15 protein-coding genes and 3 tRNA genes are annotated in these 18289 nt (G+C 48.0%); 2 read left to right on the plus strand and 16 right to left on the minus strand.

What is annotated here, in order from left to right:
* Positions 1-11: 11 nt before the first annotated feature.
* From phoR to ACW73I_RS10490, 12 genes are all read right to left on the minus strand, one after another.
* Positions 12-1286 (minus strand): phosphate regulon sensor histidine kinase PhoR, encoded by a 1275-nt coding sequence (phoR, locus tag ACW73I_RS10435; RefSeq protein ID WP_458029248.1) that lies wholly within the window; start codon positions 1284-1286, stop codon positions 12-14.
* Positions 1287-1291: 5 nt separating this feature from the next.
* A complete protein-coding gene (gene phoB, locus ACW73I_RS10440) occupies positions 1292-1984 on the minus strand; it encodes a phosphate regulon transcriptional regulator PhoB (RefSeq protein WP_458029358.1) in 693 nt (230 codons plus the stop codon).
* A gap of 162 nt (positions 1985-2146) precedes the next feature.
* Complete coding sequence (locus ACW73I_RS10445) at positions 2147-2647, minus strand: hypothetical protein (protein ID WP_458029249.1); 501 nt, start codon at positions 2645-2647, stop codon at positions 2147-2149.
* Positions 2648-2815: 168 nt separating this feature from the next.
* Positions 2816-4678: a SurA N-terminal domain-containing protein gene (locus ACW73I_RS10450; protein WP_458029250.1), complete on the minus strand. Its 1863-nt coding sequence runs from the start codon at positions 4676-4678 to the stop codon at positions 2816-2818.
* Between the two features lie 93 nt (positions 4679-4771).
* Positions 4772-4848, minus strand: a tRNA-Asp gene (locus ACW73I_RS10455).
* Between the two features lie 6 nt (positions 4849-4854).
* Positions 4855-4930 (minus strand) — tRNA-Val (locus ACW73I_RS10460).
* A gap of 13 nt (positions 4931-4943) precedes the next feature.
* Positions 4944-5216 carry an HU family DNA-binding protein gene (locus ACW73I_RS10465; protein WP_013820824.1) on the minus strand — a complete coding sequence of 91 codons (273 nt, stop codon included), beginning with the start codon at positions 5214-5216 and terminating at the stop codon, positions 4944-4946.
* 205 nt (positions 5217-5421) lie between these two features.
* Entirely contained in the window at positions 5422-7836 is a 2415-nt protein-coding gene (gene lon / locus ACW73I_RS10470) for an endopeptidase La (RefSeq protein WP_458029251.1), read from the minus strand.
* A 147-nt stretch (positions 7837-7983) separates the two neighbouring features.
* Positions 7984-9258 carry an ATP-dependent Clp protease ATP-binding subunit ClpX gene (clpX, locus tag ACW73I_RS10475; protein WP_458029253.1) on the minus strand — a complete coding sequence of 425 codons (1275 nt, stop codon included), beginning with the start codon at positions 9256-9258 and terminating at the stop codon, positions 7984-7986.
* 105 nt (positions 9259-9363) lie between these two features.
* Positions 9364-9996 (minus strand): ATP-dependent Clp endopeptidase proteolytic subunit ClpP, encoded by a 633-nt coding sequence (gene clpP / locus ACW73I_RS10480; protein WP_458029254.1) that lies wholly within the window; start codon positions 9994-9996, stop codon positions 9364-9366.
* A gap of 11 nt (positions 9997-10007) precedes the next feature.
* Entirely contained in the window at positions 10008-11309 is a 1302-nt protein-coding gene (gene tig, locus ACW73I_RS10485; protein ID WP_458029255.1) for a trigger factor, read from the minus strand.
* Positions 11310-11421: 112 nt separating this feature from the next.
* Positions 11422-11505: transfer RNA gene (locus ACW73I_RS10490), tRNA-Leu, on the minus strand.
* A gap of 65 nt (positions 11506-11570) precedes the next feature.
* On the opposite strand from ACW73I_RS10490, the gene ACW73I_RS10495 reads away from it, so the two are divergent.
* On the plus strand, positions 11571-12032 hold the full coding sequence (locus ACW73I_RS10495) for a DUF192 domain-containing protein (protein ID WP_458029256.1): 462 nt from the start codon (positions 11571-11573) through the stop codon (positions 12030-12032).
* A gap of 35 nt (positions 12033-12067) precedes the next feature.
* On the opposite strand, the gene topA is transcribed toward ACW73I_RS10495, so the two are convergent.
* The 4 genes from topA to ACW73I_RS10515 form a co-directional block, all read right to left on the minus strand.
* A complete protein-coding gene (topA, locus tag ACW73I_RS10500) occupies positions 12068-14386 on the minus strand; it encodes a type I DNA topoisomerase (RefSeq protein WP_458029258.1) in 2319 nt (772 codons plus the stop codon).
* A gap of 16 nt (positions 14387-14402) precedes the next feature.
* Positions 14403-14870 (minus strand): DUF494 family protein, encoded by a 468-nt coding sequence (locus tag ACW73I_RS10505; protein ID WP_458029259.1) that lies wholly within the window; start codon positions 14868-14870, stop codon positions 14403-14405.
* Between the two features lie 8 nt (positions 14871-14878).
* A complete protein-coding gene (dprA, locus tag ACW73I_RS10510) occupies positions 14879-15973 on the minus strand; it encodes a DNA-processing protein DprA (RefSeq protein ID WP_458029359.1) in 1095 nt (364 codons plus the stop codon).
* A 67-nt stretch (positions 15974-16040) separates the two neighbouring features.
* Positions 16041-17081: a LysM peptidoglycan-binding domain-containing protein gene (locus ACW73I_RS10515; RefSeq protein WP_458029260.1), complete on the minus strand. Its 1041-nt coding sequence runs from the start codon at positions 17079-17081 to the stop codon at positions 16041-16043.
* Positions 17082-17397: 316 nt separating this feature from the next.
* Between ACW73I_RS10515 and ACW73I_RS10520 the strand changes: the two genes are divergently transcribed.
* Positions 17398-18279, plus strand: a complete 882-nt coding sequence (locus ACW73I_RS10520) for an Rpn family recombination-promoting nuclease/putative transposase (RefSeq protein ID WP_458029261.1) — start codon at positions 17398-17400, stop codon at positions 18277-18279.
* Positions 18280-18289: the final 10 nt, after the last annotated feature.

The raw sequence follows: 18289 nt of genomic DNA on the forward strand, positions 1-18289 counted from the left end.
CCGGTTCCGGCTTAGCAAATCCGTTCGGCTGAAAACACACACCGAAAAAGACTGCCCTTTCCTAATTGGCTGTCTATTTCAAGTTTAGCGTCATGCCTCATTAGCACGTGTTTAACGATGGCAAGCCCCAAACCGGTTCCGGTGATTTTCTGTTTCCGCTTTACTTCTGCCCGATAAAAACGTTCGGTGATACGCGGAATATCGGCTGGAGAAATACCCTCCCCAAAATCTTCGACTTCAAGATAAAGAGAGCCGTTCGCATTTTGATGCCAGCCCACTTTGACCGGCGATCCGACAGGAGAATATTTCAACGCGTTGACCAGCAAATTGGTAAAAGCGCTTTGTAATTCTTGGGTATCGCCGTAAAGATTAGCATCGGTCGTGAGGTTCAATTCAATCCGACGCTCGTCTTTTTCCAGTAAATCACTTTCTTTGCATATTTGCTGAAGCAGATTCTGCATGTTGACGCATTCGTTCTTTTTTTCTTTGGTTTCCAGCCGGGTCAAGAGCAGCAAGTCGTCTATCAGATTTTGCATGCGTTCCGTCTGGGTCGCCATACTTGCAAATGACCGGGCGTAACTCGTCGGCAAGTCTTCCAATTCTTGCAGGGTTTCGACGTAACCTTTCAAAACCGTCAGCGGCGTGCGCAGTTCGTGCGACACATTGGCCACAAAATCCGTTCGCATCCGCTCCATTTTTTTGATTTGAGTAACGTCTTGTGCCAACAGCAATCGCATTCCGATACCGTAAGGAACGATACTGATTTGTAAAATGATGCCTTCGTTAACCGGCGATGGAATGCAAATCTTCTGGTGATAGTCGTTTGCTTTTAAATATTCGACGAACTGGGGATTTCTAACCAGATTGGGGATGCGTTGGCCCTTGTCGGATTTTTTCAGCCCTAAAACCTCACGTGCCGCTCGGTTGGTCCATTCGATTTCGGCGTGTTCACCCAATACGACGGCTGCGTCGGGCAGTGCGTCTGTCGATCGACGAAATCGTTCTATCATCCGACTAAGCTTTTTCTTGCGCTTTTTGTCGGTTTTTTTGATCTTCCAGATATGGTAATAGATGTCTTCCCAGATTCCTTTTCGATTTCGATTATCTCTGAAGGCGCCCTGACTCAACCAGCGTTCGAATTCGTTAACGGCCCGGGTTTGTTGAATCAGCATGAATGTTACGATGAGTAGTGACATCTCGCTGAGATGGCCGATAAAAACGCTCAATACCAACGCCAGCGATAGCAGGGCAATCGCCGTGCCAATCTCTTTTTTCCAGCGCTCCATCGTGATCAGCCGCCCATCGAAAAGCGGTAACCGAATCCTCGCACGGTTTGTATGAGCTCTTCACGACCGAATTCCGCCAATAATTTCCGTAAACGGCGAATGTGGACGTCAACCGTACGTTCTTCGATATACACACTGCGCCCCCAGACTTGGTCCAACAAGTGCGTACGGCTATAAACTTTATCCGGGTTGCTCATAAAGAATTGCATCAACCTGAACTCGGTAGGACTCACATCCAAGGTTTTACCGCCAATGGTTAACCGATGCTGTTCGGCGTCCAGCGTCAGATCGCCGATGCTGAGTTGGCCGCTCTCGGTTAGCTTGCCGCTACGCCGCATCACTGCTTTGATACGCGCGACAAGTTCTTTAGGAGAAAAGGGCTTGGTCATATAATCGTCTGCGCCGATTTCCAAACCACGAATTTTGTCTTCTTCTTCGCCCCTTGCAGTCAATAAGATAATGGACAGGTCTTTATAGCTCGAGTCTTTTTTTAGACGCCTGGCCAATTCTACGCCGCTAATACCCGGAAGCATCCAATCCAAAACGATAAGATCGACGCGGTATTCGGCTAGCACAGCCAATGCTTCCTCAGCGCTAGCGACCGCCGAAACCTGTAAATCGGCCTGTTCCAATACCATTACCAGCATGTCCCTGATGTCATCTTCATCTTCCACAACCAGGATATTCAATTTCGACATGATCATTATTTATTTAGCCAAATTAACCCGGAAATTTATCAATGCCATATTACCTTTTTATGACAATCAGAAACTCGGCCCGCCAAAACGAGCAGAAACGATTAGCAAAATATTTCGAATCGCAAAGCCTGTGAAAATTGCGCAAACTTGAACTTTAAAAAACTAGTGCATTGCATTCAAATCCGCAATGGCATCCACAACTAGACCGGTGCCGACCGCTATCATCAAGATATCCGACGCGACGCGGACAAAACGATATCCTGGCGGTGGGTAGCCTATTTGGTCCATTTGCCTGATCACCCTATCGGGCAAATCGTAGAACACCACGTCCCTTGGCAACGGCTGTCCGATCGTCCACCGCTTGGCTTGGCCCGGCGGCAAACAACCATTATGTTTTTTTGCTAAACCCGGCGGGCAATGACCACGGCGAAACTCGTCGACAAAATAATCATGGATAATAGCGCGATGCCTATCATTGAAGTAACGTTCGTTTGCGTAATGATCATAACGGCTATCGCGGGACGTATGCGTTTTTTCGTGAGGCGGTTTATGTTTGCTGTTTCCGGCATTCGGCGGCTTATCGGCGAAACCAGGTGAAGCACATAATGTAGCCATCAACGCAACAAACAAGCGGCGCCGAAAACTCGTATTGAAGCCATCCATAAATACCTCCTAGGTATAGTCGAATCTAAATGCTACCAGGTATTGATTCGAAAATCGGCATCAGTCCGTCACGGAACAAAACGGTCAGAATGAAAGGGGTCGGCTTAGCTTGATGAAAATGAATCCACAAGGCCGCAATCAGTTGACTACGACCTTTGGAATGAGGCCTTACTGTTTTGGAGACCGAATTGTAATATCTGCGTTTGATTCGAGATGATTCAACATAGCCTCAAACTGCGCACGGCCAAACGCGATTGCCATATTTTTTTCGATCATGGTCTGCTTGGTTTTGTCGGCGTCAGTCATCGTGCCTTCTGTCACGTTATTTATACTGGCGACGATCTTATCCCCCGATATCTCATCGATCACCACGACACTGGGGCGGTTAGCTTGTGGCTTGGGCGCCCGAAAAATCGCTTGCCTGATAGTTTGATCGACATCCGGACTCATACGAGTTAGGCCGATGAGCTTCTTAACCGTTAAACCGGAGGTTTTTGCTATGTCTTCCATAGCCTTACCTGTCTCCAACTCATTCTTGATTTTGCCGGCAGTTTCATTAGCCTGCCGTTCTGCTTTTTCTTTCTGCAAAGCCGCAATAACTTGATTTTTGACCTCATCGAGCGCTTTAACCGCGGCTGGCGAATGAGTTTGCATTCTCAATACCACTAACTTGTCGCCCTCGATCTCAACGGGTTCGCTATTATTGCCTTTCAAAACATCTTCTGAAAAAGCGGCCAGACGGACTTTTTCCTCGGCCGCGATGCCTTCGCCGACATTACGCGTAAACAGGGGTGTTTTCTTAATTTCGGCACCTAATAAGTTCGCGGCGGCCTCCAGGCTATCGGGGCTTTCGTAGCTCACCTCGCTTAGTTTTTCGCCTAATTCGTTAAAGCGATTTTCCGCTTGGACTTTTTTATAGGCCTTGGTTAATTCCGGCTTCACTTCGTCAAACGACTTGACTTCACCCGGAATCAGCTCGGTTACTTTGATCAGGTGATAACCAAACGCAGATTTAACCGGTTCAGACACTTCGCCAAGTTTTAACTTGCCGGCGGCATCCTCGAAGTCTTTTTCCATTACACCAACATTAAATAACCCCAGATCACCACCGTTTTTGGCAGTCAGTTTATCGTCCGACACCTCAGCCGCTAAAGCCGCAAAATCTTTAGTTTGCAACTCCTGCCTGGCCTTCAACGCTCTTTGCACGGCTTGTTCGGGGTTCTCTTTGTCAAACGCAAACAAAATATGACTGATCTTGCGCCTTTCCGGTGTCGTAAACTGGGCCTTTTGTTCATCGTAATAGGCTTTTAGTTGTTCATCTGAGGCATTGACGTCTTTGGCGAGATCATCCAAGGACAACTCGACGTATTCGACACTTACTTGTTCATCTGTCTGATAGGCGTCTTGATGTTGTTGATAATAAGCGGAGATCTCGTCGTCGGAAGGGATGTCCGAAGACGGTTTTAAGGAAACGGTCAGATATTCCACGTCGCGAGTCTGATTTTGAATTTTGAAGAATTCGTCAACTTCCGCTTTTGTAACAAACCCGCTATCGACAATAGCGCGTTGCACCTGTTCCATGATCAAGGCTTTCTTAATTCGGCTGACAAATTCATCTGAAGACATGCCTTGCGAACCGAGTAAGGTTTGATATTGAGTCTTATCGAATTTGCCGTCTTTCTGAAAATATTCCAACGACTGAATAAAGGCTCTCGCTGTTTCGTTGGTGATCACGAGGTCCTGGTTTTGAGCGTATTGCAAGAGCACTTCGTCACGAACCAACTTCTGCAAGGCTTGCTTTTTCAGGGCCTCCTCGTCGAATTTCGTACCGGCAAGATTTTGAGCGAATTGTTGATAGGCTCTGGCCACATCATTCTGAAAGAATTCCTTATCTCCTACGGTAACCACAGGAGCTTCCTTGCCTCCTCCCAGATAATTTTGGATCCCCCATAAGCCAAACAGCACACAAATCAACACTAATATGATCGATGCGAAAACACCCTGCACCTTTTCTCTAATCTCTAATAGCATAACCCTGTCCTAAACAGCATTTCGCCTGATGATTCAGGCACAAATTAACACGCAAAAAAAAACCTCGAGCCATACGGCCCGAGGTTTCTGTTTTGGCGGAGCGGACGGGGCTCGAACCCGCGACCCCCGGCGTGACAGGCCGGTATTCTAACCAACTGAACTACCGCTCCTAAGTCTGGTGGGTGCTGAGGGGTTCGAACCCCCGACCCTCGCCTTGTAAGGGCGATGCTCTCCCAGCTGAGCTAAGCACCCGACTAAAGAGACGCTAGTTTACAGCATCTTTTAAAGATTTGCCAGCTTTAAATGAAGGAATTTTTGCTGCCTTGATAGTGATCTCTTCACCTGTTTGCGGATTACGACCTTTACGCTCTGCTCTTTCTTTAACCTCGAAAGTTCCAAAACCAACCAAGGCTACTGAATCGCCTTTCTTTAACGCTTCTTCAACAGACTTGATAAAACCATCCAAAGCACGTCCGGCATCGGCCTTAGTCAATTGCGATGCTGCAGCAATAGCATCAATCAGTTCCGATTTATTCATTTATTTCCCCTTAGGTGTTGTTTTTTAAATTAAACGCAAGCAAACAAGCGATATGATAGGCGCTAACAGGCCGGAAACCGCCGCCATTGAACGCCACCTTCTTTGTTAGAAGGTGGAACTTTATATCAACGGAAAACAAGCCATGTCAAGCATAGAAGTGGCTACAAGCCCCGAAATCTAAGGTTTAGCAAAATAAACCCTAGTTTTAGTGGGCAAGTACCGTTTGGTGTTTACTCTCATTTTTTCCATTGGGCGCATCGGATCGATTGGTTTCGCCCACCTCAACAGGAATAGGCATCTGCTGTAATGCGATCTCTAACACTTCGTCTATCCAACGCACGCATTTAATCGTTAGATTAGCCTTGACGTTATCGGGTATTTCAGTCAAATCCTTCTCGTTTTCCGAAGGAATCACCACCGTCGTAATTCCACCGCGGTGGGCCGCCAATAACTTCTCCTTCAAACCACCGATTGGCAACACCTCGCCGCGCAGTGTTATTTCTCCCGTCATGGCCACATCCGCTCTAACCGGAATCTTAGTCAACGCCGAAATGATCGCTGTGCACATGCCTATGCCAGCACTTGGACCATCCTTAGGCGTAGCCCCTTCCGGCACGTGAATATGGATATCGCTTTTTTGGAATACTTCACTATCTATACCCAGTACATTGGCGCGGCTTCTGACTACGGTCACGGCGGCGTCGATCGACTCTTTCATAACATCGCCCAACTTACCGGTCGCCTGCTGCTTGCCTTTACCCGGCATCACGGCGGTTTCTATAGTCAATAGCTCGCCGCCGACTTCGGTCCAAGCCAAGCCCGTGACTTGTCCGACCTGATCCTTATCTTCGGCCATGCCATAATCGAAGCGACGAACGCCTAGGTATTTGTCCAGGTTTTCTTTATTGATGCAGATTTTGCCCTTGTCTTTCTGCAGCAATAAATCCTTGACAACTTTGCGGCAGATTTTCGAGATTTCCCGCTCCAGGCCGCGTACGCCCGCCTCACGGGTATAATATCGAATAATATCGATCACCGCGGCTTCCGAAATATCGATTTCCGCCTCTTTCAAGCCATTGTTCTTGATCTGTTTAGGAAGTAGAAAACGCGTGGCAATGTTGACTTTTTCGTCTTCCGTATAACCGGCCAGACGAATGATTTCCATCCTGTCCATTAACGGCGCCGGTATATTTAGCGTATTCGCAGTCGCCACGAACATTACGTCCGACAAATCAAAATCGACCTCCAAATAATGGTCGGCAAACGTATGGTTTTGTTCGGGATCGAGTACTTCCAGCAACGCAGAAGCCGGGTCGCCGCGGAAATCGGCAGCCATCTTGTCTATCTCATCCAACAAAAACATAGGGTTACGTGTTTTGATTTTGGCTAAATTCTGCAAAATCTTACCCGGCATTGAACCGATATAGGTTCGCCTATGGCCGCGGATCTCCGCCTCGTCTCTAACGCCACCCAAGGCCATACGGATGTATTTACGATTAGTTGCGCGCGCTATTGACTGGCCCAGCGAAGTCTTTCCAACGCCCGGCGGCCCCACCAGACATAAAATCGGTCCTTTCAGTTGTTTGACCCGCTGCTGAACGGCAAGGTATTCCAAAATCCTTTCCTTGACCTTCTCCAATCCATAGTGCTCCTCTTCCAACACCTGCTCGGCAACTTTTAGGTCGTGCCTCACTTTGGTTTTCTTTTTCCACGGCACGCTGACCATCCAATCGATATAATTGCGTACGACGGTCGCTTCCGCGGACATTGGCGACATCATTTTCAATTTATTCAATTCCGCCATAGCCTTGGTCTTTGCCTCTGCAGACATGCCGGCGGCCTGGATTTTCTTTTCCAGCTCTTCTACTTCGTTGGCGGCTTCGTCCATTTCGCCTAACTCTTTCTGAATGGCCTTCATCTGCTCATTCAGGTAGTATTCGCGCTGATTTTTTTCCATTTGTTTTTTGACGCGGCCCCGGATTTTCTTTTCCATTTCCAGAATGTCGACTTCGCCTTCCATCAGCGTCATCAAACTTTCCAAGCGTTTGACGACGTCGACCATTTCCAGCATGTTTTGTTTTTCCTCAACCTTCAAGGACATATGCGCGGCCATGGTATCAGCCAATCGGCCGGGCTCATCGATGCCCGACAAGGAATTCAAAACTTCCGGCGGAATTTTATTGTTCAGCTTCACATACTGATCAAAAGAGTTAATCGCTGTTCGCTGCAGCACTTCCAACTCTTGTTCGTCGATAGACAATTCGTCAGCCAATTCCAGCACATCCGCTACGCAATAGCCTTCATATTCGTGAAATTCGATGACAGAGCAGCGTTGAGTGCCTTCAACCAGCACTTTAACCGTGCCGTCGGGAAGTTTCAGCAATTGCAAGATATTGGCGAGCGTTCCAACTTTATACAAATCATCAAATTCGGGCTCGTCTATGTCGGCCTGCTTTTGCGCGATTAACAACACCTGTTTGTCTTGTTTAATAGCGGCATCCAAAGCATCAATCGACATGCCTCTGCCGACAAACAGCGGAATCACCATGTGCGGATACACCACCACATCCCGCAGGGGCAGAACAGGAATAAGCTCATCTTTGTTTTTTACGTGCGTCATTGATAGATGTCCTTCAGCAGGAATACGTTAATTGCCATCCTATATGAGGGCGATAAAGAAGAAAACAAGTTATTTGCAAAGCTTCGGCCAAAAAAAAGGGAGTTTGAACACAAACTCCCTTTTTTTCAATCGGTTGAAAATCAATGTTTATGAATCAGAAACAGCTCGTTTCAAATCGCTCTCATAAACCAGGATCGGTTCGGATTGACCGTTGATAACACTTTCGTCAATGACTACTTTAGCGATATTATCGCTCGACGGCAATTCATACATGGTATCCAGCAATACGTTTTCTACGATGGTTCTCAATCCACGCGCGCCCGTTTTTCTTTCCATCGATTTGCGCGCGATCGCCGCTAGAGAATCATCTCGAAATTCCAATTCGGCGCCTTCCATTTCAAACAAATGCCTATATTGTTTGATCAATGCGTTTTTAGGCTGGGTCAAAATTTCGATCAACGCAGCCTCGTCTAATTCATCCAACGTCGCCACAACGGGTAAGCGTCCGACGAACTCCGGAATCAGCCCATATTTGATTAAATCCTCCGCCCGCACATCGGCGAAAATCTCACCGACATTTTCATTCTGGTCTTTGGCTTTAACTTCAGCAGAAAAACCGATGCCGCCTTTTTCGGTACGGTTTTTGATGACTTTATCCAAGCCCGCAAAAGCGCCCCCGACAATGAAAAGTATGTTGGCCGTATTGACCTGCAAAAATTCCTGCTGCGGATGCTTGCGCCCACCTTGCGGAGGCACCGACGCGACGGTGCCCTCTATTAGTTTCAGGAGCGCTTGCTGCACACCCTCGCCCGATACGTCCCGGGTAATCGACGGATTGTCGGATTTGCGGGAAATTTTGTCGATTTCGTCGATATAGACGATACCGGTCTCTGCCTTATCCACATCGTAGTCGCATTTCTGCAGGATTTTTTGAATGATATTTTCGACGTCTTCACCAACATAGCCTGCTTCGGTAAGCGTCGTCGCGTCCGCGATAGTAAAAGGCACGTCGAGCAGACGCGCAAGCGTTTCCGCTAATAAGGTTTTTCCGGAACCGGTAGGGCCTATTAGCAAAATGTTACTTTTAGCTAACTCGACATCGTTTTTTTTGCTATTGCTGCGTAAGCGTTTGTAGTGGTTATAGACCGCCACCGACAGAATTTTTTTTGCTCTTTCCTGGCCAATGACGTAATTATCCAGCTCCTGCTTAATTTCTTTTGGCTTAGGCAAGGCTCCATTACCTATCGCCTTTTCATCCTCTGACAATTCATCTCGAATAATGTCGTTACAAAGCTCAACACATTCGTCGCAAACATACACGGACGGCCCCGCGATCAACTTCCTGACTTCATTTTGACTTTTACCGCAAAAGGAACAGTAAAGAAGTTTCTCTTCGTCCTTACCTTTTTTGTCCTTACTCATAGACAGACCCCGAGGTAAACTATTTCTTCAATAGCTGAAGGATATATCAAAAAACTTAACTTTCACAGAAAATTCGCCGCCTAGCGGCGAATTTTCATGATTAGTTTAGACGTTACGACTGGATAGAACCTTGTCGATCAAACCATACTCGACGGCCTGTTCTGAACTAAGGAAATTATCCCTGTCGGTATCTTGTTGAATTTTCTCTAATGGCTGACCGGTATGGTGCGCTAGAATCTTGTTCAGCTTATCGCGGATAGACAAGATTTCTTTTGCATGTATAGCGATATCCGAAGCTTGGCCTTGAAAGCCCCCTAAAGGCTGGTGGATCATCACACGGGAATGCGGCAAGCAATAGCGTTTACCGGCTGCGCCGCCTGCTAGCAACAAAGCTCCCATGCTGGCCGCCTGACCGATACACATGGTACTCACATCGGGCTTTACGAACTGCATGGTGTCGTAAATAGACATACCCGCCGTTACAGAACCGCCGGGAGAATTGATATACAAATGAATATCTTTGTCCGGATTCTCCGACTCCAAAAACAGCAATTGCGCAACCACCAGGTTGGCCATGTAGTCTTCAACCTGGCCGACCAAGAAAATAACCCGCTCTTTCAGCAAGCGGGAATAAATGTCAAACGAACGCTCACCCCGCGCCGTTTGCTCCACCACAATTGGCACCAAACCGCCAGCGGCTTGGGGCTCCATACTATTCATGCCATTTCGATCGATCATTTAGTAGTTTCCTATGCTTGCTGTCGTTCCATGACGTCCTCAAAACCGACGTTTTGGTCGGTGACTCTAGCGCGCTCAACGACCCAAGCCACGGCTTGGTCTTCCAGCACCATTTGCCGGACATCGTTCAAGCGGCTATTATCCGCATAATACCAGTTAATGACCTCTTCTGGCTTCTCATAACTTTTGGCCAGATTCTCGATTACATCTCGCACCTTGTCGGCATCGGCTTTGAGCTCATTTTTCTGAATGATTTCACCCAAGATCAAACCCAAGGCAACGCGACGTTTTGCTTGAGTCTCGAACATTTCGCGCGGCAAATTCAAGTCTTCGACCTTTAAGCGCGCCTTGCTTGCGCGGTCGGCATAGGGCTTTATCAAGGCCTGAATTTCTTGGTCGATCAACGCATTAGGCAAGGTGATTTTGACATTTTCGTATAAGGCATCCATGACGTTGGTTTTCAACTTATTTTTCATGCCTTGTTCCAACTCTCTTTCCATGTTAGCTCTTACGTCGGCGCGGAAAGTATCGATATCGCCCTCGTCAACACCATACGCCTTGATGAAATCAGCATCCACCTCGGGTAATACAGGCTCTTCCACCCTAACCATTTCGATTTCGAACTCTGCCGCCTTTCCAGCTAACTTTTCGCTGTTGTATTTCTCGGGAAAAGTGATGTTAAAGCTTTTACTTTCCCCGGCGGACAGGCCCTTCAATTCATCCTCAAAACCGGGAATCATTTGCTTATCGCCGATCACTACGGCGTAGTTTTCAACTTTACCATCGGTAAAGTTCTCGCCTTCGGATACGCCGGAGAAGTGAATGGTGACTTTGTCACCCTCTTGCGAGGCGCGCTCAGCAACGTTCCAGGCTTTCTTTTGCTGTTTAAGCTTATCAATCATGTTCTCGACATCAGTATCGGTAACTGACGCGAGCGGGCGAAAGATTTCAAGCTCGTTAATCGTATCCAGAGTAACTTCCGGATACACCTCAAACTCTGCAACGTATTCAAACCCTTCGCTTTTATCGCTAGGAGTAATGTGAGGATGTCCTGCCGGAACCAATGCTTGCTGTTGCAACGCTTCGAAATAAGTCGATTGAATCAAGTCGCCGGCCACTTCGCTTTTTACACGCTCTCCGTATAGTTTTTTAACCATGCTGGTCGGCACTTTACCGGGACGAAAACCATCGACTTTTACTTCCCGAGCCAATTTTTTAAAGCGAGTCTCCATTTTTTCCTGAAGAACATTATCAGGAACACTAACAGTCATTTTTCGGCTTAATTCTGATGTCTTCTCGACAGAAACTTGCATTGGATTACCTCAAAAAATTAACAAAGAACGAATTGGATTTGGGGGACAGGCCAGCGGGATTCATGACTTTAACAAAGAAGAGATGCTGTATCGCTGCGAAAACGGAAAGAAATGGTGCGAGCGGAGAGACTCGAACTCTCACGGGGTTGCCACTGGAACCTAAATCCAGCGCGTCTACCAATTTCGCCACGCTCGCAACAAAAGAACATCCGATTATAATAAGACCTGTAAATAAACACAACCAAATTTAAATTTTCAGATATGAACATAAAATCACTAGCTTTTTCCTGCGGGATCTTGGCATTCATAGCCACACTGCCGATTCAAGCAAACCCAAACGGCAAGACTATGCAACCAGGCTCGGTAACATTCCCGGATAGTTACCAAATCAAAGTCGAGATTGCCGATACACACCAGCGCCGCAAAACAGGCCTAATGCATAGACCTAGTTTGCCGGAAAATAGCGGAATGTTATTTGTCTATCAAGATTCGGCTATCCGTGGCGTCTGGATGAAAAACACGCTTATTCCGCTTGACGTATTGTTTTTATCCGACAACGGCAAAGTGGTCTCAATGCTCCACAACTTGCAACCCTGCGGAAAAGAACCTTGCCCAATATCCGTATCGACGGAAAATGCGCGGTATATGCTCGAAGTGACCGCCGGCTCTATTGACAAGCATCATATCGGAATCGGCGACATGCTTCTGCTGGATTACGACTAAACCGACTTCTAAGCCTGCACCGCCGACATTTAGTTTCAAGAGGGGCCGTTAACGTCGCCGGGGTCTCCCTCGTACGGTGTTGCATATTTGCAGTCCTTTTGCGGACAAACCTTTTCCGTTCCTCGCCGCTTAGTAGTCTTTAATGTCAATATCGGCCAGCCGCAGTCGGGACAGCCTTCAGCGACCGGAGCGTCCCACAGAGCGTAATCGCACGTTGGATATTCGGAACACGAATAAAATATTTTGCCGCTGCGCGATTTGCGCTTCAGAAGCGTACCGTTCTTACATTTGGGACATGAGATACCCGTATCCTGGGGTTTTTCCAAAGGCTCAATATGCTTGCATTTCGGATAAGCACTACAACCAATGAACTTCCCGTAGCGGCCGGTCTTTATAACTAGCGGCGCCGAACATTTCGGGCAAACGCGCCCCTCCACAACTTCCGGTTCCATCCCTACCGCCGCATTATCATCACCCAAATTTCGCGTGTAAGAACAAGTCGGATAATTAGTGCACCCGATGAAACGTCCGTTTCTACCTAGGCGAATGGACAAAGGGCTTCCGCACTCAGGGCACTTTTCGTCTAGGCTTTCCTGCGTGACATCCTTGCGTTGCACGCTTTCATCTTTCTCACTGATCAGCTTGGTAAACGGCCTCCAGAAATCGTTCATTAGAGGAATCCAGTCCTTTTCGCCGCGAGCTACCGCATCCAAGTCGTCTTCGAGATGGGCGGTAAAACCGTAATCGACGTATTTGGTGAAGTGATCGGTTAGGAACTTATTGACGATGCGCCCTACATCGGTCGGATAAAAGCGCTTGTTTTCTATCGTCACGTATTCCCGATTCTGCAAGGTCGAAATGATCGTTGCGTAGGTCGACGGGCGTCCAATGCCGTATTCTTCCAAAGCCTTAACCAAACTGGCCTCGCTATAGCGCGGCGGCGGCTCGGTAAAATGCTGATTTGCTGAAATATCATGCAAAACCACCGGCCGTCCTTCTTCCATGACCGGTAACAGCCTATCCTGATCATCGGCAGCCTCCTTACTATCGTCCACTCCTTCCAGATACACCATCATAAAACCGGGATTGGTGACTGTAGAGCCTGTCGCCCGGAACACGTTTTTATCGCTACCGCAATTCAGGTCTATCGACACCACGGCTAATGTGGCATGTATCATCTGACAGGCCACCGTCCGCTTCCAAATCAAATCGTAAAGCTTGTACTGCTCGACCGTTAGCCGATCTTTAACTTGATCCGGCAAACGCTGAACGGAGGTCGGTCGAATGGCCTCATGCGCCTCTTGCGCATTTTTGGATTTCGTTTTGAACTGCCTGGGATCTTTTGGCGCGTTATCGGAGCCGTATTTCTCGGCAATCAACGCTCGAATGTCGGCAAGCGCTTCGTCGGAAAGGTTTACCGAGTCCGTACGCATATACGAAATCAAACCAACGATTTCGCCGCCAAGATCAATGCCTTCATACAACTGCTGAGCCACCATCATCGTACGTTTAGTGGTAAAACCTAATTTGCGCGCGGCTTCTTGCTGCAATGTGGACGTCGTAAACGGCGGCGCCGGATTTCTAATGCGTTGTTTTTTATCAATTTTAGCGACGATTAATTGACCATCGCCGGCCTCGAGCAGCGCTTCTTTTACTTGATTGGCTTTGGCTTCGTCCGTGATACTGAATTGACTCAGCTTTTCACCGTTAAAATGCGTCAACTTAGCCTTGAACGGCTGACCCTGCGCGCTGGCTTCCGCCGTATGCGACCAGTATTCTCGCGTCTTAAACGCCTCGATCTCCTGTTCTCGCTCAACGATCATCCTAAGTGCGGGGCTTTGCACGCGTCCGGCCGACAAGCCGCGGCGAATTTTTTTCCACAACAGCGGCGATAAGTTGAATCCCACCAAATAATCGAGCGCGCGCCGCGCCTGTTGGGCATTGACCAGTGTGGTAGACAATTCTGTGGGATGAGCGATTGCCTCGGTCACGGCTTTCTTGGTGATTTCATGGAACACCACGCGCCGCACCGGCTTTTCCTTCAACAGTTTTTTTTCTTTCAAATATTCGAAAACATGCCAGGAAATCGCTTCGCCTTCTCTATCCGGGTCGGTTGCCAAATATAAGGTATCGGCCGCTTTCAAGGCCTTTCCGATTTCCTGAAGATGACGCTGATTGCGTTCGATAACCTGATATTTCATTGCAAAACCGTGCTCGGGATCGACCGCGCCTTCCTTGGGAATCAGATCGCGAACATGGCCGTAAGACGCAAGCACCTGAAAATCCCTGCCCAGATACTTTTCGATGGTTTTACATTTTGCAGGCGACTCGACAATGACTAGACTTTTACCCATACTTTCCGTAGTTGAATCAATGTAAAGAGGTCGGAATCAGATCGTAAACGATGTCTTCCATACGTGAAAAAGCGGCGCTATCGCCCGGTTGACTCAGCAATACCATTAAGACGATCCATTTCAGTTTGTCGAGCGTAATACCTTCGTCTTTTAATGCCATGGCTCTATCAATCGCAATTTCCCTATTGGCGGCATTCAAAATGCCCGCATGCTCCAGGAACATTATAAAATCCCGGCATTCCAGATCAAAAACCGCTTTTTCATCCGCACTAAAAATCCGGAACGAGGCGGGCACCTTTGGCGTAATACTTTCGATTTCAGCCAATGATTCCAACCAATCGAACGCTTTGCTAACATCAGGCTGCTGAAATCCCGCCTCCAGCAATTCACTGGCGATCACATCGGTATCGGGATAGTTTTCGCTGTCTCCATCTAGATAGTTTTCAAATAAATAGATCAGCACGTCAAATAAATCTTCTTTCATTAGAGCCTTTATTGAATTCGGTAATAGCTACCGCCATCCGCAGCGGCGATGTAGCCTTGTAGTTCCAAAACCAACAGCATCGACGAAACAATTTCCACCGACAAACCGCTTTCTCGGACCAAATTATCAACCGTTATTGGGCTGTACGGAATCAATTTCAATAGATTTTGTTGCTCCAGGTCAAGCTCTGTCTGATTAATTTGAGTTTCAGTACCCTTATATATTTGATTATATTGTCCTAATTCTTCGAAAATATCCTCTACAGTTTCGACCAACTTGGCTCCCTGTCTTATTAATGCATTACATCCCCGCGCTAATGGATTATGGATGGAACCGGGAATGGCAAATACTTCGCGGTTTTGTTCCAGCGCCAATTTGGCGGTGATTAACGAACCGCTTTGTTGAGCAGCCTCCACTACCAGCAAACCCTGACATAGGCCGCTGATGATACGGTTGCGCCTAGGAAAATGCCCCGCCTTAGCGGAAGTACCGAGAGGAAATTCGGAAACCAGCGCCCCCTTTACGACAATATCGGTTGCCAACTGTTTGTGACGGGCCGGATAGACGCGATCCAGGCCGGTTCCCGCTACCGCAATAGTACAACCACCAACGGTCAAAGCCCCCTGGTGGCTCGCCGCATCTATACCCAGAGCCATACCGCTAGTAATGACAAACCCCGCCGCAGATAGCGCTTCCGCAAACTCAACCGCTGTCCTGACTCCTAACATAGACGGATTACGGCTACCCACCATGGCAATCTGAGGACGGCTCAATAATCCGGGGTCACCTTTGACAAATAAAATCGGCGGCGGATCAGTGATTTGCCGCAACTGTTCCGGATACGCTTCATCGTCCAGGATCAATAGATGATTCTCCGGCGATTCGAGCCACTGCAAATCTTGCTCTACTTGATCCCAAGGAGGATTTTGCAACTCATCGATAATTTTGTCGCTCAGACCAATTGCCGTCAGCGAAGAGCGAGAGGCGCGAAAAATATGCTCGATAGAAAAATGCTGGAGCAAGCGCTGGAAAGTTTGCGGCCCGACACCGGAAATACGCGCCAGTGCGAGCCAAAACTTAAGTTGAGGGTCTTGTGTTTTGATCAAATACAATAAATCAAGAAGAGTACGCCCCAAACCGCGCCATTTCAAGCGCGGTTTTCCATTTTATTTAAGGTGTCTTAACGATATCCAAAATATGAATAGCGTTTTTAGCCTTCATTACCAGCGCGTAACTCACGCGCTCGAAGGGGCGAAACACCAATATTTGTCCGGCCAATTCGTCCGGTAATTTTACGTCCTCCGGTGCGTCGTAATAATGCCGGTCGATAACGATTTGGCCTCTTTTATATATATCCAGAGTGTGTCCCGCTTCCAATCCGTCGGCGATACCTTTGTCGATCACCACGATATCATGTTGGCCAATCTGAGTGACGCCTCCCATGACGCGCAGGATGTTGCCTACTATGTGTTGCTCCGGCGGTCTTGGAAAATAATTCAGCGCAAGCCCGCTTTCGGCGCTCAACATCAAGCGGTCGCCGCGGCGCACTTCGCCATCCGATTTCATGATACGCAAAGTGGCAGGATCGCCCGGTTCTTCAATGATCGTATCCGCGATATATTTCGCCTCATAACCCAGAATTTCCTTGCTGTCGGGGCTAAGATAAGGCTTACCCTCCCGATACACGGTATAGGCAAGCCCTTCCGGGTTTTCAATCGAGCGCACATAAATACGATCGCCCGCGCCGGCTACTAAGTGCTCGTCGGCGATCTCAAGCACATAAGGCGAATTACCAATTTCTTCGGCTGACACTACTTTCGGCGAACTCAAAAACTGTGCAATCGCATCGCTCGGAATCATCGGAATAGCGTCTTTAGTGTCGGACACGCGAATGTGCGGGGTCAAATTGGGCTCTTGCACACCATCCCACTCTCGCGTCAGACTCAGACGCGGCTCGCCGTTGACGTAGGAAAAATACAGCGTGTCGCCAGGGTAGATCCAATGCGGATTTTTTATCTGTGGATTATTGCGCCACAATTCGGGCCATTGCCAAGGATGCTCAAGAAACTTACCCGAAATATCCCATAAGGTATCGCCTTTAACAACAGTGTATTGATCCGGGTGATTCGGATTAATTTTTAGCATATCAGCCGAAATAGAAGCACTAAAAAGCATGGGAATGATCAATCCCAGCATTGCACGTAAAGCCATATCGTAATTCCTGCCAGCCATAGGTAAGAGTCTGTGTGGGTTCAAAGTTTAGATGAATTCGGCTAGAAAGCTAGCACCCAGCTCGACACAATTCAGATTGTTAGATCAATGCAAAAGCCGCACGACTAATCAGCCAGGATCAAAACGCTTGAACTTTTTTCGAGACACCCAGCATAACAAGACTAAAGGGAAAATCGGTATTGTTAAAGACTAACACTGTCAGTGAATGTATAGTTAACGGGAAGAAGACAAAGTTAAGGCCTGATAGTCGATTAACCTAGCGCTTCGATCTTCACCCGCAAAGGATATTGTACTCATGAAAACCGACAGTCTTTTCTACCGTTTGTTTCAAGAATGGCCGCAGCTGGCGCTGGAGTTGCTGAAGCTGCCCTACAGTGGGGACAGCTATTGCTTTGTCTCGGAAGAAATCAAACAAACCGGCTTTAGAATCGACGGACTATTTAAACCCACCGACCCACTTTTAGAGCAGCCACTGATCTTTGCCGAAGTGCAATATCAACCCGACAGCGAACTCTATGGACGTCTCTTCAGTGAAATAACGTTGTATCTCTACCGGCAAAAACCGGCCAGCCCCTGGATAGCCATGGTGATATACCCCAGCCGAAGCACCGAAAAACTTGCCAGTATTGAATTCGAACCGTTTACCCACCTGCCGCAACTGCACAGAATCTATCTGGAAGACTATCAACAAGCTTCCGCAAAAAGCCCTGCGCAATCCTTGCTGAGCCTGATTGCCAGCCAAGACCGACAAGCCATCGAGCTTGCGCAAAAACTGGTAAAACAACGTATCATACACGGCATAGACATCCTTAACTTTGTCGAAACCGTCCTCGTTTACAAACTGCCGCAACTCACGCGAGAGGAGATAATAGCCATGTTAGCTCTAGAAGACATAGAACTGAAACAAACCCGGTTTTATCAGGAAATTGCCGAGGAAGAGCGGCGCGAAGGCAAGCTGGAAGGCAGGCTGGAAGGCAAACTGGAAGGGCGCAAAGAAGAAAGCATCGCCTTAGTCACCCGCCAGCTTCGCCGCAAATTCGGCTTGCAGCCGGAACTGGAAACGGCGCTGCAACGACTACCCGGTATGGACATAGCGACGCTGGAAGACTTGGCTGACGCATTGCTGGATTTTGCAAGCCTGGCTGACTTGCAAAACTGGCTTGCCGCTCAATCCTGACTGTGGAAAA

It is taken from the genome of Methylomonas sp. MgM2, from assembly GCF_054172045.1.